Genomic DNA, 19,976 nt, shown 5'->3' with positions numbered 1-19,976 from the left:
GCGTCAGCCACAGCCCGGAGCGTCGATCGTGACCGGGGTCTCGCGCACCATGGGCGTCGTCCATACGTCGTAGGGCCCGTAGTCCGCGCCCGACGATCCCTCCGCCCCCTTCATGTCGACCGTGATGACGGCGGCCGTCTGCGGCGGCGTGACCACGTTGATGCGCACGACCGAGCGACCGAGATGCGTGCCCTCGGCCATGAGTGTGAAGCTCTCTGCCCCTTCGACGTTCCACGACTCGATGCCCACTCCGGGAGGTGCGTACACCACCACATCGGTGGCGATGTAGCCGGGCTCGAAATGAGGGCCGGTGATGAATGCGGGGAGGTTGCTCGCCTCCGCCGGGGTGATGTTGTTCGCGAAGGTGATCGTCTGTCGGAACGTCGGCGCGCCGGTCGCCGTGCACTGATCCGTCGTGGAGACGATGTTCGCGTCGGCGTAGTAGTCGGTCTTCGCTCCGGTCGTGTCGTTGAAGTACACGCCCGCGATCGTCCCTGCGCCGTTGCTCGCGGGCAGGACACCCGCCACCTTCGTGCCCGCCGTGAGTCCCTCGATCTCCGGGTCGGATGACCAGATCGTCATTCGACCTTCCTCACCCGCACGTCGCAGCGCGTCGAGGAAACCGACCGGATTGTTCAACCCCGAGGTGATCGTCGCGAAGACCTGAGCCGCCGCCGAAGCGAAGAACAGATCCTGGGCGGAGGCATCGACGACACCCGGGCCATACTCGCCGTACTTGAAGTAGACCTCGTTGAGCAGGAGGGAGACGGCGTTCTCGCTCGTGAGGATCTCCCCCGTGGCGAGCGGGATCGGACCGGTGGCGTTGAGGATGTAGCTGAGCGCGATGGGGTCGGTGGAGATCACGTCATCGAACGGAGGCAGTCCTTCGTCGGCCCACCACGCCCGCATGATCTCCACGGTGGTCGGGAAGTCAGGCGTCGCCGTCATGTTGGGGATCCACCGCCCGATGATGTCGGTGTAGAGCCCCTCGGTCTCGGCGTCGAGCGGAGCGATGCTCTCTTCCCGCGCGTTCGCGAACTGGACACTGGTGGCTTGCGTCGTCAGCTCGATCCGCCCTTCCGTGGCCGTGACCAGGGCGAGGGCCGCGGGGTTGCCACCCTGCGCACGCAACTCCGAGTTGCCCTGGAACATGAGGAGGTAGGTGCGCGGAGTACCCTCGCCGAGGGCCGCGGGAAGCGCCTTGAGGATCGGCACGAGCGTTCCGAGGCTCTCGTCGACGCCCGAGACGGCGTCGTCGAGCGTACCGAGAGCCTGCGAGACCTGCGGCAGCAGGAACGTGCGGTCCGTGCCGTCGATGCGGTCGTTGACCCGAGCGAAGACCGTCGCACCTTCGGAGACGATCCCCTCCAGACGATGCACCGCCGCCAGGTCCACGGCCCCGCCGACCGGCCGGAAGGCGGCGAGGTCCAGCCCCGCGATCGATGCCGCCGCGAATTCCGCCACATCGTCGACGCTCTCGGCCGCCGTACGCACTGCGGAGAGATTCTGTCCGACCACGGGGATCCACTCCGCGATCCGCCAGTCGAACCCCTCGGTCTGCGCCACGGCGCGGGCGGACAGTTCCTGCAGCGCCGCGGCGTCGTCCGCGGCGCCGGCCGTGTCGCCCGAGACCACCTTCGCCGGAAGACCGCTCGCGATGGGCACGGCGGGCGTGAGCGAGTCGCGAACGGATAGCGCCTTCGATGCGGCTACCGCGGCGAAGGCCACGACAACCACGACGAGAAGGACCACGACGGCGACGATGATCCACAGGATCGTCCGACGAGATCGACGCTTCGATTCGCGGGCGGCGGCGTCTGCGCGCAGGGTGGCTCTAGTCTGGTGCGAGGAGGACATCCCCCCTATTCAATCGCACTCGGATGGGAATTCCCCGCCCTGCCGGGGGCCGCCCCGACGGGGGGAGTCAGCGGCCGTCGAGCAGCTTCCTCGCACTGGTTCCGACCCGACGGATCCGCGCGGCGAAGACCTCCGCGTTCGATGCTTGGGGGCGCGACAGGGCTATCCTCGTCGTCTCGGCCGTCGGCCAGACCAGCCGGACGAGCGCGCGCAAGCGCATCCGCAGAGGAACGAACTTCAGCGCCTTGAAGTTCCTCGCCGATGACGTGCGCTCGAACCTCATCTCCCAGTCCTTCGGCGGGAGGGCCGATTCGAAGCGTCGCGCCTGTGCGCCGAAGGCGCGCTCCAGCGGTTCCCGCAGGACATAACCGGCATCCAGTCGGTCGATCACGTCGAACACCGCATCGCCGGCGGTGGCGAGCACCGCGGTCGCGGATGCGACGGCATGAGCCGACGGCGGCGCGCCCTCGAAGGGACGCATGTCGTGCAATGCGGACAGCACGGCGTGTGCGGCGAGGGATGGCGTTTGCGCCGACACTCCCGCGTAGGAGCGGTGCTCGGCGCCGTCGAGAAGGAACTGCAGCGCTTCCCCGGGTGCGAGGCGCATCCCAGGGAAGGACGTGTGGACGTCGATCGCGCAGCCCCATTCACCGGCGACGAGGGTGAGCGAATGCGTCACCGTCGTACCGGTGAAGGGCAGCATCAGCGGGGTCCAGCCCCATTCGCGCATCGCCCGCGCAAGCCGCAGGTCGTCGCCTGGTCGGACCCAGCAGTCCACATCGCCGGAGTGCTTGCGGCTGCGGAGCCCTTGCGCGTGCAGCGTCGGCCCCTTGATGAACAAGAGCGGAATGTCGTTCTCCTCGGCGACCCGAGCGACGAGGGCGTAGACGAGCTCGTGGAAGACGGAGTCCAACCACGGCTCGCTGAGCGTGAGCGGAGCGCTGGAGGACGTCCCCGCCCCCGCGGCGAGACCCATCTCCTGCAGCTGCACCACGACCTCCCGCTGCGCGTGGTCGAGGTCACGATCGGCGAGGGCGCCTCGTTCCAGGAGCCGCCATACCTCCGCCCCCTCCCCGAACAGAAGGACCGGCATCGCCGGCGTCGCCGGCGTCACCACGATCTCGTACCCGTCGGCCGCGAGCTCGGTCCCTGTGAGATCCAGCGCTCCCTGTCCGGCCACCGTCCAGGAGGTCGGGCGGTCGCCCTGATCCGGGACCTCTCGCCGACGACGGTTCTCCGAGGGCGTCCCCCGTGGCGTCATGAGCCGCCGCCTTCGTTGCCGCTGCTCAGCGAGCGTTCCAGCGGCGCGCGGTCCTCGGCCGCGCGCGCGATGAGAAGCAGGAGACCGAAGAACACCCAGGTGGTGGACGGGTCGAGCGTGGAGCTGTGCATGGTCAACACGACGGGGAGGGAAGCGATGCCGATGAGAAGGACGATTCCCCCCGCAGAGACGACCCTGTCCGGGTCCTTGCGCTGACGGATCCCGACGACCAGCATCCGCCCGAGCCAGAACACGAAGACGGCGAAGACGAAGATGCCGTATTGCGCGAGCACTTCGATGAAGCCGTTGTGCGGGCTGATGACCCCCAGCGTCCGGGTGTCCATCCCGTTCGAGACCACGGCGCCCTCGAACGCTCCCGGCCCCCATCCGAGCAGAGGGCGGAGCGCGAACAGGGCGAGACCCGCGAGGACCAGTTCCCACCGGACATATGTGGATGAGTCGACGGCCATCTGAAAACCGAGCACGTCGATGCTGTACCCCGCGTTGCCGATGTAGTCCGCGAGCTCCACGATCGGGTTCTCTTCGACACGGTCGAGCACGAGCACCGCGGCCAGCACCGTCACGATCACCAGGGCGAATCGCAGCAGCCTTCTCGTGCGGAGGTAAAGGAGGATGCTCACGACGATGAACGCCGCCGCCGTCCACACCCCCGTGCGGCTGTTGGTGAAGGTCATCAGCACCGGCACCGATGCGAGAGCAAGGAAGCAGAGGACCTTCGCGGCCTTCGTGCGCACCCGCGCCCAGAGCGCGAAGAGCGCCAGGAACGAGTACAGCAAATAGGTCGCGTAGTTGTTCGGGTTGAAGAACACGACGGTGAGTCCCCACCCGTCGATCGTCCGTCCCTGAGCCAGCGATGCGCTGATCGAGCTTCCGGTGATCATCTCGGCCACGGCCAGCGCGGAGATCACGATGTATCCCACGAGCCAGCCGCGCAGGAAGAGCGTCAGCGCACGGCCGGGCGACGGGAGGAGCGAAAGCGCGAGCAGCGCCGCGATTCCCGAGATCAGGGAGAGCAGCTCTCCCCATGATTCGGCGGCGGGTCCGACGGCCAGGAGCGACATGGCCGTCACGAACATCCACACGGCGGCCAGCACCACGGTCGACTGACGAGCCGCCGACCGTACCGTCGACTTCCGACCGAGCACCGCCAGCACGAGGAGAAGCAGCGCGGCCGCGCGGAAGGCGAAGAGCGATCCGACCCCGGGGATGAACGGCCCGAACGCCGCCAGGATCGGAAGAGCGAAGACGATCACGTGTGCCAGCCGGGTGAGGGCCCCGGAAGCCCGGTCGGAACCGCTGTCCCGTTCCCAACCCGGAATCGGCCCGGTGCGCGCGATTCGCTCTGCGGTCATGTCTTCTTCCTCTTCAGCCGAGGACCGATGAGGGTCCACGCGCGACGTACGTCACGGTACCGGGTCACCGTCCACGCCACGATCACGGCGAGAGCCAGCACGGGAGCGAGGAAGCCGTTCCAGAGCCCTTCCCGAGCGAGCACCCCGAGTCCGATGCTGAGTGCCACGATGCCCACCACCTCGATGGTCGACCGGGCCCAACGCATGCGATAGTGCCTCCACACGATCACATAGGGCAGGAGGCCGGTGAGGACGGTGGCGACGACGCAACCGATCATCACCCCCCGTTCTCCGGCCGTGGGGATCAACACCAGCCAGGTGATCGCCCCGATCAGGGCGCCGAAGAAACTGGTACCGGCGGAGATCAGCATCCCCTTGTTCGAGCTGGAGGTCAGGGCGGTCACCGACGGCACCGCCACGGTCGTGGCCAGCGTGCCGATGAGGAGGAACTGCAGGATCCACCAGGTGTTCGAGTATGGGGATCCCCAGACGAACTCGACGAGCGGCACCGCCAGGATGATCATCGTGCACACGGCCGTGGCGATGAGCCAGGTGAGGATGCTCGACGCCTCTGTGACGCGGTGACGCACGACGTCGGCCGTGGATCCCGCGTGCATCGCCGACAACGCCGGGAACAGCGTCGCGCTGATAGCCGTCGCGAGAATGGCGAGCGGCGTCGTCAGCGTGAGTGCGGCCGCGTACTCGCCGGCGAAGGAGGCTCCTCCCGAGGCGTTCGCGACGATGGTCGTCAGCTGCACGAATCCAGAGCTGGCAAGAGTTCCGAAGGCCGCGATGATCATGAAGTGACGGATGGCGCGACGCTCGCCCCGCTTCAACACGCCGGAAGCTCGGGGCGGCCAGGTCACGACGGCGAAGATCACATTGGCGACGGCGACGGGGACGATCACCCAGGGAGTGCGGTTCCCGAGGAGCAGCAGGATCGCGGAGCCTGCGGTTCCCGCGGCCGCCACGGCGAGGCTGCCGACAGCGAGGCGGCGCCCCTCCCCTCCACCGAAATGCAGACCCTCGACGAAGATGCGGGCGGACAGACCCGCGGTCATAACGGACGACACGACCACGACCGTGGTGTTGTCCACGCCCGCCAGGAAGGAGATGCCGATGACCAGCCCGATGAGGCACACGATCGCGAAGACGACGCGGCGCGCGAGGTAACTCGCGACCACGCGGGCCTTCTCCGGGTCGCCCGCAGCGACCGACGCCGCGACGAAACGGCTCGCGGCCGAAGCTGCCGGACCGGGGTATGCGAGCGAGGTGAGCGCGGCCGTCGAGATGGCGGTCTGCGTCAATCCCAGAAGATGTGCTCCACCGAGGCGCCCGACCAGCAGATTGGTCGTCAGCGTCGCGAGGCCGGGAGACACCTTGGTGACGATCGCGAGAGCGCTTTTGGTTCCCAGATCGTGGTCGGCTCGCCCGAGGTAGCTCACCCGACTGCGCACCGCTCCCCCTGCCTCGTCGTCCGACGGCGGATTGGACGACGGCTCGGTGGCGGCCACCGTCCACACACCTGTCTCATAATAGGCTAGGCGCGTGCCCGCACAGACCCAGCCCACTGAGCGGGAACCGGCGTCTCTCGGGATCGGTCCGATGAACGCGGCAAGTCAGGCGACCATCTGGGCACGGGCAGTGCAGGACTCCGGCACCCCCGCGACATCCTTCGCACACGATGGTCGCGTGAGTCGGCTGCTGCGGCCCCAGACCAAGGTCACCTCGAGAGCACGACGAGCACTCCCCCACCACCGACTCGCACCCCTGGCCATGAGGCGGGCCGCACTCCACCTCGCCCTGCGTCCGGTGACGCACGTGCTGAACGAGGGGAACATGCCCTTCGCCATGGACCCGCACCATGCGTCGTTCGCTTTCGAAGTGGCCGCCGGCTTCTACGGAGACCGCCGGCTGGGCGTCGTGTTCCACGGGTCGGAAGCGCGAGGGCCTGCGCTCGCGAAGGAGCTCGACGAAGCCAGCTATTTCTTCGACGCCGACCCCGAGTGGGTGCGAACGACGGAGGAGCGCACGGCGCGCAACCGACGCGAGGTCGCGGACCTCGGGGTCCCCGTGTTCGTGACGACGCCGGACCTCCTCGCCCATGTGCCGGGGTCGACCCTGCTCCCCATCAGCGTCGACGCGGAGAGCTGGAGAGGCTCATTCCCGGCGATGCAGTCCACCACCCCGCGCGTCCTCCACCGTGGATCGGGCGGCGGCAATGCGAAGGGTTCCGCGTACATCCTTCCCGTGCTCGAAGACCTGGCGCGCGCCGGAAGGATCGAACTCGTCCGCCCTGCCGTGGTCCGCCGCAGCGACATGGCCGCTCTCATAAGATCGGCGGACATCGTCGTCGATCAGCTGCAGACGGGAACCTACGGCGTCACCGGCATCGAGGCGCTGGCGGCCGGTCGCGTCGTCGTCGCGAACATCTCCGCCCACCGGGAGACCGCCCGAGATCGCCCGCCCATGATCGACGCCGATCCGCAGACGTTCCGGGTCGCGATGGAAGACATCCTCGACGACCCGGACTCAGCGATCCGGGTGGCGCAGCGCGGTCCGGAGTACGTGCGGCGCTGGCACGACGGACGAGAAGCGGCTCGCGTACTCAGCGCCTTCGTCCATGGTGGCGAGCAGAGCTTCGGAGGCGAGCCTCGGACGACGAGGTGAGCAGTCCGCGAAGCTGCGCCGCCAGCCCCGGCGCGACACCACGCTCCCACGTGAACGTCTCCTTGGCCGCCGCCGCCTTCTCGCGGAGCGCAGCATCCGTCGCCTCAGCGTCCTCGGCCAAGCGCAGCATCGCATCGAGCATGTCGTCGCACGATTCGGGATCTCCGTCCACCATCACGGCGTGCTCGCGGGAGAACTCTCTCTGCGCTCTCCGCGTCGTCACCACGTTGACGAGTCCCGCCATCACGTGCTCATAGTTCTTGCTCGGCACGGCTGTCTCGTTCTGACCGTCCGGCATGAGCAAGGACAGCCCGAACCCCATCCTCGAAAGCAGCGCCGGCATCTCGTGGGAAGGACGGCTCGGGAGCACCTCGACGTTCGGCGGGTTCGATGCCTCGGAGAGCAGTCCCTCGAAATCCGCCTGGTGCTCGACCGACGGATACCGGGCCAGCACGTGGAACGTGAACGGGAGGTCGCGCTCCGCGGATCGCGCCGCCAGACGGACGAGCAGTTCCGTCCCGTACCCGCGACTCAGCGTCCCGATGTGCAGCACGGACCATCGACGATCCTCGAACGGACGCGAGGGAAGGGACTCGAACTGCGTCAGCAGCGGAAAGTTCGGAGACACGGAAACCGGAACCCCCGCTTCGCGGAACGGCCCGGCCATCTTCTCCGTGACGACGTTCGCTGCTCCCAGTCGTTTCGCCGAGCGCACCTGATACCGCTCCAGCATCCACGCGACGCCCCTCTGCACCACCGCAGGCACCGGGAGTTTACCCGCGTAATAGTCCGCGTAATACTCGTGGACGTCGTACAGCACGGCCCTTCCCGAGTGCCGCTGCCAGCGCTTCGCCGCCCGCAGGAAGTAGTAGTCGTGGATGTGCCAGGCATCCGCGAGCCGTGCTGCCGCCTCTCGGGCGACTCCGTTCACCATCCCGATCCGCTCGCGCGCATTGCGCGGAGAGGGAAGCACCGTCTCGGAGACGGCGGCGTCGGCCGACGGCGTGCCCTCCCCCAGCCAGACGAAGTGCACGCGAAAGCCCGCATCGAGTGCCACCTGTGCGCACCGGATGATGCGACGGTCACCTCTCGGATGGACCGTCGGCACGACGAGGAGCGGGGAGGCGTCGCCGACGGTTCGCGGGACGGAAAGCTCCCAGGCGCTCGTGCGGACGATTCGATCCGACTCCGCGTTCTGCTGCGCGCTCTCAGACATGCAGCCCCAGCCGCGCGCGGTGCGAGTGTGCCGTGGAGAGGAGGAACGCGGTGGCGCGCCAGGCCGTGTTGTCGATCTCGTAGCCGGCCGGAAGGGAGGCGAGGTCGGCGGGAATGCTCAGCCGCGCCCTGACGGCGCGGACGACGCCCTCCGGCGTGAGACCGGTCGTGATGATCGCTCCCGCATCGAGGGCCTCCGGCCGCTCGATGAAGTCGCGCACGGTCACCGCCGGGAAGCCGAGCACGCTCGACTCCTCGCTGATCGTGCCGCTGTCGGAGAGCACGAGCTTCGCGTCCTGTTGCAGCTTCACGTAGTCGTGGAAGCCGAACGGCGGATGGAAGGTGATGCCGTCCGTCGCTGCGGCGTCGTCGAGCGCCTCGATGCGCTTTCGCGTGCGCGGGTGGGTCGAGACGAGGATCGGCAGCGCGTACTCGGCGCGGAGAGCCTGCAGCGCCGCGATCGCCGAGCGCAGACGGTCAGGATTGTCGACATTCTCTTCCCGATGCAGGCTCACGAGGAAGTACTCCCCTGGCGTGAGGCCCGCACGCGACACCGCGTCGCTCGCGTCGATCTGCTCCTGGTTCTGCGCCAGCACCTCACGCATGGGTGAGCCGGTCAGCAGGATCCGCGAAGGGTGCAGTCCCTCTGCGAGAAGGTTCCTCCGAGCGTGCTCGGTGTACACCAGGTTGTAGTCGGCGACGTGGTCGACGAGCCGGCGGTTGGTCTCCTCCGGCACGTTCTCGTCGAACGAACGGTTGCCCGCCTCCATGTGAAACACCGGGATCTTCATCCGCTTCGCGATCACCGCGGAGATGCAGCTGTTGGTGTCGCCGAGCACGAGGAACGCATCCGGCTGCTCGGCGCGCAGGACCTGCTCCGTCTTCGTGAGGATGGAACCGAGTGCTGCACCGAGCGATGATGTGTCGGCCTCGAGGAAGTGGTCAGGACGACGGAGTCCGAGGTCTTCGAAGAACACCTCGTTGAGCTCGTAGTCGTAGTTCTGCCCCGTGTGCACGAGCACCTGGTCGGTGTGCTCGTCGAGCATCTTGATCGTGGCGGAGAGGCGGATGATCTCGGGTCGGGTGCCGACTACGGTCATCACCTTGAGCTTGTCGGCCATGTCACACTGCCTCGGCAATCGTGTCGGGGTTCGCGGGGTCGAAGATGTCGTTCGTCCAGAACGAGGTGTAGAGCACGTCGTCGCCGATGTTGGTGATGTTGTGCGCCCACATCGTCGGCATGTCGACCGCACCGGGAGCGTCGCCGGACACGTCGAACGACACGACCTCTTCAGAGTACAGGCGGCGCAGCGAGATGCGGGCCCGCCCCTGCAGCACCGTGAAGCGCTCGATCTTGCGACGGTGGAAATGATCGCCCCGGGTCACGCCGGGCACGGTCGTGGAGAATGACGATTGGCCGGGACCGCCGTGCGAGCGGATGATCTCGAAGAACGATCCACGAGAATCGGCGTGCCTCGTCAGGCCGATCGGCGACTGCGTGGGGAACGTGTACGAACGGTAGGTGTTGAAGAGGTCGCGATCGAAGTCGTCGGCCACGCTCGGGATCTCCCCCCGGCCGTAGAGTTCCGCATACCCCTGCAAGCGTGCGAGAACTCCCGATACCGTCTCCACGCGTTGCAGCCCCTCCATCACGGGGACCGGCACCGCGCCGAGAAGAACGTCGGCGGCGTTCTGCGCGTGCAGCAGGGTGAGCTCCTTGTCGTTCTCGACGGTGGGACTCTCCCCGTTCGCGATCAGGTGGCTGAACGTGGCGGTGACGGCGTTGTAGAAGGGACGCCCGTGCTCGCCGAACAGGTTCGGGAGGTGCACGTCGACGAATTCCGCTCCGATGTCCCGCGCCGCCCCGGCCAGGATCTCGGCGGCGCGCGCCTTCGCCTCCCCGTAGACCGAGCCGTTCCCGGCCTGGATGGAGTTCGCGTAGACGACCACGGGTGGGGGATCGCCCGCCGCCCGCAGGGCCGACGCCAGCTGTCCCGCGAATCCGACGTTGCCGTCGGCGATCTCCTCGTCGGTCGCGCGATTCACGCCGGCGACGTGGATCACGCGGTCGGCGCCGTCCACGGCGGCCGTCGCGGCGGTCGCGTCGAACGCGGCCCCCAGCGCGATGGCCTCCGCGGTCGCCCCCGCCTCCTGCAGAGCGGCCCGGAGGTGCCAGCCCAGGAAGCCGCGCGCGCCCGTGACGGCGACGCGGGTCATGCCTGCTCCGTGCGGGACTCCGGCAGCCCGGCAGCGCGCAGCTCGGCGCGGACCTCGGGCAGGGTGAGCAGCAGCTCCTCTACCTCGCTGACCGCCATCTGATCCACGGTGTGCGAGTCATAGTCCTCGAAGCGGCTCTGCGTCACGTCACCCTCTTCGAAGTAGACGCTGTAGTTCAGGTCCCGGTTGTCGGCCACGACACGGAAGTAGTCGCCCATGTCGCGGGCCCGCGACAGCTCCTCGCGGGTGGCGAGGGCCTCCGACAGCTTCTCCGCATGCCGGGTGCCGATCACCTCGACCTTCGCGTCGGAGCGGAACAGGTTCAGCACCGCCTGAGCGAGCGTGCCGATCGACGTCGCCTTGGCCTTGCGCACGAACAGGTCCCCCTGATGGGCGTTGCGGAAGGCGAACTCCACCAGATCGACCGAGTGCGCGAGCGACATCATGAAACGCGTCATGTCGGGGTTGGTGACCGTGATGTCGCCGCCCGACTTGATCTGACGGATGAACAACGGGATCACCGAACCGCGCGAGTACATGACGTTGCCGTACCGCACGCACGACACCGTCGTCGCCGTGTTCGGGTTGTTGAGGCCGTGAGACTGCGCGACCTTCTCCATCAGCGCCTTCGACATGCCCATGGCGTTCACCGGATAGACGGCCTTGTCGGTGCTGAGGGCCACCACCGACGAGACCCCGTTGCGGTCGGCGGCGCGAACGACGTTCTCGCTGCCGTGCACGTTCGTGCGCACCGCTTCCATCGGGAAGAACTCACACGACGGGACCTGCTTCAGCGCGGCCGCGTGGAAGATGAAGTCGACGTCGCGGGTCGCCCGCTCGACGCTGTCGTAGTCGCGCACGTCGCCCACGTAGAATCGCAGCCGCGAGTCCTTGATCTCGTGACGCATGAGGTCCTGCTTGGCCTCGTCCCTGCTGAAGATGCGGATCTCGGACACGTCGCGCTCGAGCAGCTTGCGCGCAACGGTGTGCCCGAAGGAACCGGTGCCTCCGGTGACCAGTACCCGTGCACCGTCGTAGGACTCGCTCATCGTGTTCCCTTCGCAGCCGCCGACAGCAGCTGTTCGATCATGGAGATTCCCGACTCCCGCGAGAAACGGGTGTCGTACAGTTCGCGACCGCGCCGGGCCATGCCGACACGCTCGCTCGGCGGCAGCGCTGCCGCGGTCCGGAACGCGTCCGCCAGCCCGTCCACGCTCTCGGCGTCGGCCGTGAGTCCCACCTCGGCGTCGTCGACGAGCGCGCGCACGTCGCCCTGAACCGTGGTGATCACGGGCACGCCGGCGGCGAGCACGGCCTGCAGCTTGGAGGGGATCGTGCCCCGGAACACCGGTATGTCCTTGAGCGAGACCAGGGCGTAGTCGGCACGGGCGTAGAGATCCGGCATACGCTCGCGCGGCACGGGATCCCCGAAGCGCACGTTGTCCGCTCCGAGTTCCGCGGCGAGCGCCTGCAACTCGGGCTTGGCGACACCGTCGCCGACGATGGTGAGCGCGACCCCGGAGTCGGCGGCGTGCGCCGCTCGCACGGCGGTCTCGAGGTCCTGCATGTCACCGACATTGCCGGCGTACAGCACCTCGGCACGCGGCTCTTCGGCGGCGGGCAGCACGGAAGGGACCGGTGCCCCGGCATCCGCCCAGTTGTAGACGAGGTGAGCACGCTCCGCCGGCACACCGCGGGACACGAGGGTGGAGACCATCGTCGGCGCGATGCCGATCACCGCGCCCGCCCGGCGGTAGGCGCTCCGCAGCCAGGGACCCAGAGCGCCCGAGACGACACGCTCCTTCGGGCCGCCCGCCATCATGGACGAGCCGATGATCGAGTCGGGCCACAGATCCTGCACATGCAGCACGTACGGGCGACCGCCCGTCACCCGCCAGAGCCACGGTCCGAAGCCCGCCGTCATCTGCGTGGCGTAGACGTAGATCACGTCCGCGCCGCGCGACAGCCGGCGTGCCGTCGCGGAGCTCAGTGCGAACGAGGCGTAGTTCAGCATGCGCTTCACGGCGCTCTGCGAGTGGTCCGCGAACAGCGGGACCCGGTGCACCACCACGCCGTCGATATTCTCCCTGTGCCGCCACCGCTGCCGATAGCCGGGGAAGATCCGCCCTGCCGGGTAGTTCGGGAATCCGGTGAGCACGCGGACCGTGTGTCCTCGTTCGGCGAGCCCTCTGGCGAGGTCCGCCGGGATCGGTGCTGTCTCCGGCGGGAAGTACTGGGTGACCACCAGGATCCGCATGGCACCTTCGCTCGTCATGGTGCTTCCCTGCGGGCGAGCACGCGAGCGGGGTTGCCGACGACGGTCGTCCTGGACGCAACCTTCCGGAGCACGGAGGCGGAGGCGCCGACGATGCTGTCTTCGCCGATCCTGATCCCCTGCAGGATGAAGGCGTTCGCGCCGACGAGGGTGCGCTCGCCGATCGCGACCGAGCCGGAGACCGCCGCACCGGGATTCACCGACACGTAGTCGTCCAGCCGCACATCGTGACCGATCGTCGCGTTCACGTTCAGGTGCACGTGGCGTCCCGTCGAGATGTTCGTGGTGAGACGCACGCCGGCGCAGACGACGGCGCCCGGTCCGAGATCGACGCCAAAGCCCCACGACGCCGCCGAATGCGACACCCGCCCGGCGACGTGACCCGCTCGGGTGAGCCGATGATCGATGCGCTGCCGAACAGCGCCGTCTCCGATCCCGATCAGGTATTCGACACCCGCCGGCTCGTGGTCACGGAGGAAGCGCTCCGTGGATCCCAGATAACGGACGCCCTGGGACTGCAGTCGTTGCGCGTTGGCCGCGGTGAGCGCGTCATCGACGACGCCGTGGATCACCCGGCCCTGATCACGGAGCACGTCGAGGATCTCACGGCCGAACCCACCGGCACCGATCACGACCACACCGGTCATCGCTCGCCGTCCGATCCCTCGAAGCGCGACATCGTCGCCTCACCCTCGGCGCTCACGCCTTCGCGGACCGCCACGGAGCGCACAGTCGCCACCAGGATGCGCAGGTCGAGTCCGACACTGCGCCGGTCGACGTAGGCGACGTCGTACGCGAAGCGGCGCTCCCAGTCGACGGCGTTGCGTCCCTTCACCTGGGCGAGCCCGGTGATGCCGGGCCGCACCTCGTGCCGCCGCGCCTGCTGCGGCGTGTACCGCTCCAGATACTCCACGAGCAGCGGCCGCGGGCCCACCACGCTCATGTCGCCCTTGAGCACGTTCCACAGGCTGGGCAGCTCGTCGAGGCTCGTGGAACGCAGGAGGGCGCCGAACGCCGTCAACCGATCGGCGTCGGTCACCCAGCCACGGGTCTCGTCGACCGCGCGCATGGAGCGGAACTTGTACAGCGTGAACACTCGACCATCCTTACCCGGCCGCGGCTGCGTGAACAGCACGGGGCGGCCGAGGCGTACGGCGACGACCAGGGCGACGACCGCGATGACGGGAGCGAGCAGCACCAACCCCGCGGCCGACGCCACGACATCCAGCCCGCGCTTGACGGCGTCGTACGGACGTGCGCGCACACTCATCGGGCGAGGAAGCTGCGGATCGAGCCGAAGACGCGGTCGCGCTGCTCTCCCGTGAGCGCCGACCCACTGGGCAGCGTGAGTCCGCGGGTGAACAGCTCTTCGGAGGCGCCGTCGATCACACCACGGCTGCCCGCGAACACGGGCTGCAGGTGCATGGGCTTCCACAGCGGGCGACTCTCGATGTCATGGTCGGTGAGCGCGGCCGACAGGTCGGCGGGCGTCCACCCGGTCACGGCGGGGTCCACGAGGATCGAGGTGAGCCAGACGTTGTCGTGCTCGTCGCCCTCGGCTCCGAAGACCTCCACGCCGTCCACATCGGCGAACAGCTGCGTGTAGAGGGTGCGCATCTCGCGGCGACGACCGATCATCTCGTCGAGACGACGCAGCTGGGCCCGGCCGAGCGCGGCCAGCAGGTTGCTCATGCGGTAGTTGTAGCCGATGTCGACGTGCTCGTAGTGCACCACCGGCTGGCGGGCCTGCGTGGCCAGGTACCTGGTGCGCCCGGCGAGCTCGGCATCGTCGGTGAGCAGCATGCCGCCACCCGACGTGGTCATGATCTTGTTGCCGTTGAACGACACGATCGACGCCCGACCGAAGCTGCCGGCCGCGCGGCCGGCATGGGTGGCGCCGAGCGACTCGGCCGCGTCGGCGATCACCGGCACCCCGTACTCGTCGGCGACGGCCAGGATCGCGGTATAGTCGACGGCCTTGCCGAGCAGGTCGACCGGCACGATCGCCGCGACCCGCTCGCCCGCCGCGTGCAGCCTCTGCAGGGCCTCCCGCAGCAGGGCAGGATTCATGTTGCCGGTGGCGCGGTCGGCGTCGACGAAGTAGGGCTCGGCGCCGGTGTACACGATCGCGTTGGTGGTCGCGGCGAACGTCATGGTCGACGTGACGACGACGTCGCGTGCCTGCACGCCGAGTCCCAGCAGTGCCAGGTGCAGCGCCGCCGTCCCCGAGCTCAGAGCGACGCCGTGCGCGACACCCACCCGTTCGGCCAGCTCGGCCTCGAAGGCGTCGACATCGGGGCCGAGAGGGGCGATCCACCCGGATCGCATCGCGGCCACGACCGCCTGCTCCTCCGCCTCGCCGACATCCGGCGACGACATGTGCACGCGTCCGGTCATTCGGCCGCACCCTCCCCTATCCGCACCGGCTCAATGATCACGGTGTCGTTGTTGCGCGGGCTGGCTGACATGCGCGCGAGCCACCCGTCCTTGTCCAGTCGATCGGGCGAGATGACGTCTGCGCGCGTATGTGCGACCTTCGGGTGGAAGGGACGCTCGAGGTTCTCCCGCACGCCCACGAGTTCCTCATGCAGCTTCTCGCCGTGCCGTAGGCCCGTGAACACGATCTCGATGCTCTTTCCCGACATCGCGATCATGCGCTTGGCGACGTCGAGGATGCGCACGGGCTCGCCCATGTCGAGGATGAGGATCTCGCCGGGACGCCCGATGGCGCCCGCCTGGATCACCAACTGGCATGCCTCAGGGATCGTCATGAAGTAGCGCGTCACGTCGGGGTGGGTGACCGTGATGGGCCCGCCCGCGTCGATCAGGGAACGGAACGTGGGCAGCATCGACCCGCGGCTGCCGATGACGTTGCCGAACCGCACCGAGAGGTACCGCATCCCGGTCTCCTCGCCGGCCCACGCGGTGAGCTTCTCCGCGACGCGCTTGGAGTGCCCGAGCACGCTGGTGGGGTTGGCCGCCTTGTCGGTGGAGATGTTGACGAAGGTGTCGACGCCGGCCTCGCGCGCGGCGGTCAGCACGTTGAGCGTGCCGAGCACGTTGGTCTTCCAGGCTTCGTCGGGGTACTGCTCCAGCATGGGCAGGTGCTTCAGCGCCGCGGCGTGGAAGATCACCTCCGGCCGACGCTGGCGCAGCAGCTCGGTGAGCGTGACCGTGTCGCGGATGTCGGCGAGCACGACGTCGTTCGTGTCGAGCAGCCCGTGACCCGCTGTGCTCAGCTGTGCCATCTGCAGTCCGGTCTCGTCGCGATCGAGCATGATGAGCTCGCGGGGGCCGAACTTGGCGAGTTGCCGGCACAGCTCGGAGCCGATGGAACCACCCGCGCCGGTCACGAGCACGCGCCGCCCGGTGACATAGCCCGCGATCAGTTCCACGTTCGTGTCGACGGGGTGGCGGCCGATCAGGTCCTCGATGCTGATGTCGCGCACGTCGCCCGGCGATTCCTCGCCACTGACCATGCTGCTCAGCGTCGGCGTGACCACCACGCGCAGCCCCGCGGCCTCGGCCTCGTCGGTGAGGCGTCGCAGCAGGACGGCGTCGGCGCGGCCGATCGCGATCACCAGGACGGTCGCACCCGTGCGGGCCGCTACCGCGGCGATCTGATCGGTGGGCCCGAGCACGGGCACTCCCCGCAGACGCAGGTGGCGCTTGGCCGGGTCGTCGTCGAGCAGTCCCAGCGGCCGGATGGGCGACGCGGGATCGGTGGTGATGTTGTGCAGCAGCGTGTCGCCCACGTAGCCGGCGCCGACCACGAGGGCGGGCTCCGCCTCCTCACCGGGCTTGCGGGAGCGCTCCAGCACCAGGCGCGCGACGTAGCGCACGCCGAACATCAGCAGCAGCACGAACGGGAAGGCGAGGATCACGGTGCCTCGCGGCAGACCGATGAACGGGCCGAGGATGATCACGATCACGGCGAGGACGAACGCCTGGATGCTCACCGCCGCAGCGAGGCTGCGCACCTCTTCGAAGGACCCGTATGTGAAGCGTCCGCGATAGAAGCGCAGGTAGTAACCGACCACGATCTGCGCGGCACCGGCCACGAGGGCGAGGATCGCCATCGACGCCCAGCCGCGCAGGGTCGGCTCGAACTCGAACCGCAGCACCACCGCCACGACGATGCCGACGATCCACGCCCCTGCATCGACGATCGCGGCGAGAAGTCGGCGGCGCTTCTGCGCGACCGATACCGCGTTTGGTTCCGTCATCCCCCGAGCCTGCCTCCTTCGACACCCCGGACGCCGGTCTCCCCGCCGCCGTCCGAGTGAACGATCCAATCCTGGCATACCGCCCGGCACCCCTCGGCGCGGGTCAGTCCTTCTTCGTCACGCGGAAGACGATGCCGTGATAGAGCACGAAGCGCAGCAGCACGACGATCACGATGCTGGTGAGGTTGACCGCGTTCACCGCGATCGCGCCGGGAGTGCGGCCGAGAAGCGCACCGGCGATCTCCACCCCCACCCACACCAGCGCGGCGCCCAACGCCGTGCAGACGGCGTTCGTGGCGAGGAACAGCAGCACCTCGGACGTGCGTCCTCGACGGTCGCGGTGCCGGAAGGTCCACTCCCTGTTGCCGATGTACGCGTTCACGAGCGCCACGAGCGAGGCGACGATCTTCGCGGTGACGACATCCCATCCCCACACGTACACGAGAAGGTTGAAGACGCCGACCTCGATCAGGGTGCTCAACGCTCCGACGACGAGGAAGCGGCTGCCGACGCCGGCGAGCCGACGCAGTCGTGAGGGAGGATTCATGGCTCAACTAGGCTACTTCCAGATCTCCCCGCGCCCCGCCACCCCACCCGAGGACTCCGTGACTCTCCGCCATCTCGCCATCGTCATGCCCGCCTACAACGAGGCAGAGGGCATCCGGGGCTTCGTCGACGAGATCCGCGCCTCGGTCGCATCGCTGGCCGACGTCGTCTCGTTCCATGTCGCCGACGACCGCTCGACCGACGGGACGGCCGCGGTGTTCGACGACGTCGACGACGTCACGGTGGAGGTGCAGCCGCTGAACCGCGGCCACGGCCCGACCGCGCTGGCCGCCTATCGCGCGGGTCTCGCAGCCGACCCCGACGCCCTCGTGCACGTCGACGGCGACGGCCAGTTCCACGGCAGCGACTTCCCCCGTCTGATCGGCGCGCTCATCTCGGAGGATGCCGACGTCGTGCACGGCGTGCGCGACGGCCGCACCGACCCCTGGTACCGCAAGGTTCTCACCGGGGCGGTGGGGGTGCTGATCGCGTCGGCCGCCGGTCGACGCGTCCCCGATGTGAACACCCCCCTTCGGGCATATCGCCCGGAGGCGCTGCGCACTCTGATCGATGCCGTGCCGACCGACGCCTCCGTGCCGCACGTGCACTTCTCGCTGGCAGAGGCGCGCGCCGGATTCGTGGTGCGCTACCTGCGCGTCGCGAGCATCCCGCGCCGCGGAGCGTCGACCACCGGCACCATGTGGGGGCGCGGCGCCGGCGTCGCCCTCCCCCCGAAGCGGCTGCGTCTGTTCGTGCGCTCCGCGCTGGGTGAGGCATGGCAGCTGTCGTTGCGGCCGTCCGCGCCGCTGCGGCGGATCCGCCGCCCGGAGCCCGTCGCGCGATGACGCGCACCCGCACGGTCCTGTTCTGGGCGGCGGCGGCCGTCCTGCTGATCGGGCACGTCGTCGTCGCCTGGCACAGCCTCACGGTGTGGCGCTTCTGGGAGGACGAGGCGTTCAACCTGACCGTGCCGCGCAACCTCATCGCGGGCCTCGGCTATGCGAGCGACGGCGCCCTCTCCGGATCGGTCATCACCCCCTTCGACCCGCGGATCTCCACGGGCCCGGTCGTGCTGCTGCCGGTGGCCGCGCTGCTCGCGACGGGCATGGACCCCGTGCTCGCCGGACGCCTCGTCCCCCTCGCCTTCTGGGTGCTGCTGCTCGCCGGACTCGCCGTGCTGGGCCGCCGCATCGGCGGACGCTGGGCGGCCCTGCTCGCCGTCGCAGTGGCCCTCGCGTTCACGGCGAGCGCCGGGGTGTCCCCCATCCAGGGTCCGGCCGATCTGCTCGGCGAGATCCCCGCGGCCGCGCTCGTGGTGTGGGCGCTCGTGGTGCTGCCGCGGCGCGCCTGGCTCGCCGGGCTGCTGGTCGGGCTCGCCGTGCAGGCGAAGCTGATCGCTCTGCTGGTGCTTCCCGCCTTCGCCGTGGCGCTGTGGGTGCTGGCGGACGGGCGCGGCTGGGGCCGCATCCTCGACACGCTGCGACGGTCGTGGCTGCCGCTGCTGATGGTGGGGGTGCCGACCCTGCTGGTGGAGCTGACCGCACTGGTGTCGCTCGGGCCGTCCGGTTTCGTCGAGCATCTGCGCGCGATGATCCGCTTCGTGCGCAGCGGTGGGCAGGACGCCACCACCACGGTGCTGCAGAAGCTGGGCACGCTCGCCGACTCGTGGTCGATCCCCGCGGTGCTCGCCGTGGTCGCCGCCGTGATCGCGATCACGCTGACCGTCGTCGGCGTCGTGCGCCGCTGGCGTTCCGCCTCCGACGCCGACCGCCTCGTCATCGCCTCCACGCTCGCCGCCCTCGTGGGCGCGCTCGCGTTCGTCGGCTGGTGGGCGACCGCCGCACGCCTGCCCCTCTGGGTGCGGCACCCCGCCCCTGGCGTCTTCGCGTTCTTCCCGATCATCGCCGCATCCGCGGTGTGGGCCGTGCGGGGGCTCCCGCGTCGCGGCGGGCTGCGCGTGACCGGCATCGTGGCCGCTGCCGTGCTCGCGGCCACGGTCGCCGGCGGCGCGACCGCGCACGTCATCTCGTCCTTCACTCCGCGCGACGTGACCCTGCAGAGCCAGCGCGCCGCCGTCGCCCCGCTCGCCGACTGGGTCGCCGAGAACGACGTGGAGTGGCTCGCTGCGGAGCCGTGGGGAGCCGCCGTCGCCCCGATCGTGCTCACGGGAGCGCACCTCGGCCTGTCCGACGCCCCGTCGATGAGCGACGTGCCCCGACTGACCGGTGGCACCTGCACGACCGAGACGCTCGCCGACAGCGGCTACTTCCGCATCTGCGCCGCGCCGTAGCGCCCGCGGCATGCAGAACGGCCGGCCGCTGGAGCAGCGACCGGCC

The 19,976-nt window shown here is 69.1% G+C and carries 17 protein-coding genes; 3 read left to right on the top strand and 14 right to left on the bottom strand.

Annotated elements, in window-relative coordinates; translation table 11 throughout:
* Positions 1-3: 3 nt before the first annotated feature.
* The 4 genes from KZC56_RS09340 to KZC56_RS09325 all read right to left on the bottom strand — a co-directional run bounded on the left by KZC56_RS09340 (position 4) and on the right by KZC56_RS09325 (position 6,014).
* On the bottom strand, positions 4-1,857 hold the full coding sequence (locus KZC56_RS09340) for a DUF4012 domain-containing protein (RefSeq protein ID WP_247638424.1): 1,854 nt from the start codon (positions 1,855-1,857) through the stop codon (positions 4-6).
* A 67-nt stretch (positions 1,858-1,924) separates the two neighbouring features.
* Positions 1,925-2,851 carry a nucleotidyltransferase family protein gene (locus KZC56_RS09335; RefSeq protein ID WP_247638423.1) on the bottom strand — a complete coding sequence of 309 codons (927 nt, stop codon included), beginning with the start codon at positions 2,849-2,851 and terminating at the stop codon, positions 1,925-1,927.
* Positions 2,852-3,114: 263 nt separating this feature from the next.
* Positions 3,115-4,491: an O-antigen ligase family protein gene (locus KZC56_RS09330; RefSeq protein WP_247638422.1), complete on the bottom strand. Its 1,377-nt coding sequence runs from the start codon at positions 4,489-4,491 to the stop codon at positions 3,115-3,117.
* Positions 4,488-6,014 (bottom strand): lipopolysaccharide biosynthesis protein, encoded by a 1,527-nt coding sequence (locus tag KZC56_RS09325; RefSeq protein ID WP_247638421.1) that lies wholly within the window; start codon positions 6,012-6,014, stop codon positions 4,488-4,490. Before KZC56_RS09325 ends, KZC56_RS09330 begins: the two co-directional genes overlap by 4 nt.
* Positions 6,015-6,330: 316 nt before the next feature.
* Between KZC56_RS09325 and KZC56_RS09320 the strand changes: the two genes are divergently transcribed.
* Entirely contained in the window at positions 6,331-7,161 is an 831-nt protein-coding gene (locus KZC56_RS09320) for a glycosyltransferase (protein WP_247638420.1), read from the top strand.
* Here the strand turns inward: KZC56_RS09320 and KZC56_RS09315 are convergent.
* The 10 genes from KZC56_RS09315 to KZC56_RS09270 all read right to left on the bottom strand — a co-directional run bounded on the left by KZC56_RS09315 (position 7,100) and on the right by KZC56_RS09270 (position 17,641).
* Positions 7,100-8,377 carry a glycosyltransferase family protein gene (locus tag KZC56_RS09315; RefSeq protein ID WP_247638419.1) on the bottom strand — a complete coding sequence of 426 codons (1,278 nt, stop codon included), beginning with the start codon at positions 8,375-8,377 and terminating at the stop codon, positions 7,100-7,102. The genes KZC56_RS09320 and KZC56_RS09315 overlap by 62 nt on opposite strands.
* Entirely contained in the window at positions 8,370-9,497 is a 1,128-nt protein-coding gene (gene wecB / locus KZC56_RS09310; RefSeq protein ID WP_247638418.1) for a non-hydrolyzing UDP-N-acetylglucosamine 2-epimerase, read from the bottom strand. Before wecB ends, KZC56_RS09315 begins: the two co-directional genes overlap by 8 nt.
* A gap of 1 nt (position 9,498) precedes the next feature.
* Positions 9,499-10,593 (bottom strand): polysaccharide biosynthesis C-terminal domain-containing protein, encoded by a 1,095-nt coding sequence (locus KZC56_RS09305; RefSeq protein ID WP_247638417.1) that lies wholly within the window; start codon positions 10,591-10,593, stop codon positions 9,499-9,501.
* On the bottom strand, positions 10,590-11,642 hold the full coding sequence (locus KZC56_RS09300) for an SDR family NAD(P)-dependent oxidoreductase (protein ID WP_247638416.1): 1,053 nt from the start codon (positions 11,640-11,642) through the stop codon (positions 10,590-10,592). The genes KZC56_RS09305 and KZC56_RS09300 overlap by 4 nt, the downstream gene beginning before the upstream one ends.
* Entirely contained in the window at positions 11,639-12,868 is a 1,230-nt protein-coding gene (locus KZC56_RS09295) for a glycosyltransferase family 4 protein (protein ID WP_247638415.1), read from the bottom strand. Before KZC56_RS09295 ends, KZC56_RS09300 begins: the two co-directional genes overlap by 4 nt.
* Positions 12,865-13,515 (bottom strand): NeuD/PglB/VioB family sugar acetyltransferase, encoded by a 651-nt coding sequence (locus KZC56_RS09290; RefSeq protein ID WP_247638414.1) that lies wholly within the window; start codon positions 13,513-13,515, stop codon positions 12,865-12,867. The genes KZC56_RS09295 and KZC56_RS09290 overlap by 4 nt, the downstream gene beginning before the upstream one ends.
* Entirely contained in the window at positions 13,512-14,138 is a 627-nt protein-coding gene (locus KZC56_RS09285; protein ID WP_247638413.1) for a sugar transferase, read from the bottom strand. The genes KZC56_RS09290 and KZC56_RS09285 overlap by 4 nt, the downstream gene beginning before the upstream one ends.
* Positions 14,135-15,265 (bottom strand): DegT/DnrJ/EryC1/StrS family aminotransferase, encoded by a 1,131-nt coding sequence (locus KZC56_RS09280; protein WP_247638412.1) that lies wholly within the window; start codon positions 15,263-15,265, stop codon positions 14,135-14,137. Before KZC56_RS09280 ends, KZC56_RS09285 begins: the two co-directional genes overlap by 4 nt.
* A complete protein-coding gene (locus KZC56_RS09275) occupies positions 15,262-17,094 on the bottom strand; it encodes a polysaccharide biosynthesis protein (RefSeq protein ID WP_247638411.1) in 1,833 nt (610 codons plus the stop codon). Before KZC56_RS09275 ends, KZC56_RS09280 begins: the two co-directional genes overlap by 4 nt.
* Before the next feature lie 103 nt (positions 17,095-17,197).
* Positions 17,198-17,641, bottom strand: coding sequence for a GtrA family protein (locus KZC56_RS09270; protein ID WP_247638410.1), 444 nt, complete (start codon positions 17,639-17,641; stop codon positions 17,198-17,200).
* On the opposite strand from KZC56_RS09270, the gene KZC56_RS09265 reads away from it, so the two are divergent.
* Both KZC56_RS09265 and KZC56_RS09260 read left to right on the top strand, forming a co-directional pair.
* Positions 17,640-18,485 carry a glycosyltransferase family 2 protein gene (locus KZC56_RS09265; RefSeq protein WP_247638409.1) on the top strand — a complete coding sequence of 282 codons (846 nt, stop codon included), beginning with the start codon at positions 17,640-17,642 and terminating at the stop codon, positions 18,483-18,485. The genes KZC56_RS09270 and KZC56_RS09265 overlap by 2 nt on opposite strands.
* A complete protein-coding gene (locus KZC56_RS09260; RefSeq protein ID WP_247638408.1) occupies positions 18,416-19,930 on the top strand; it encodes a hypothetical protein in 1,515 nt (504 codons plus the stop codon). Before KZC56_RS09265 ends, KZC56_RS09260 begins: the two co-directional genes overlap by 70 nt.
* The last annotated feature ends 46 nt before the right edge of the window (positions 19,931-19,976 follow it).

The organism is Microbacterium sufflavum, assembly GCF_023091155.1.
In the GTDB taxonomy this organism is placed as follows: domain Bacteria; phylum Actinomycetota; class Actinomycetes; order Actinomycetales; family Microbacteriaceae; genus Microbacterium; species Microbacterium sufflavum.
This window is presented reverse-complemented; position numbering and strand designations above follow the sequence as displayed.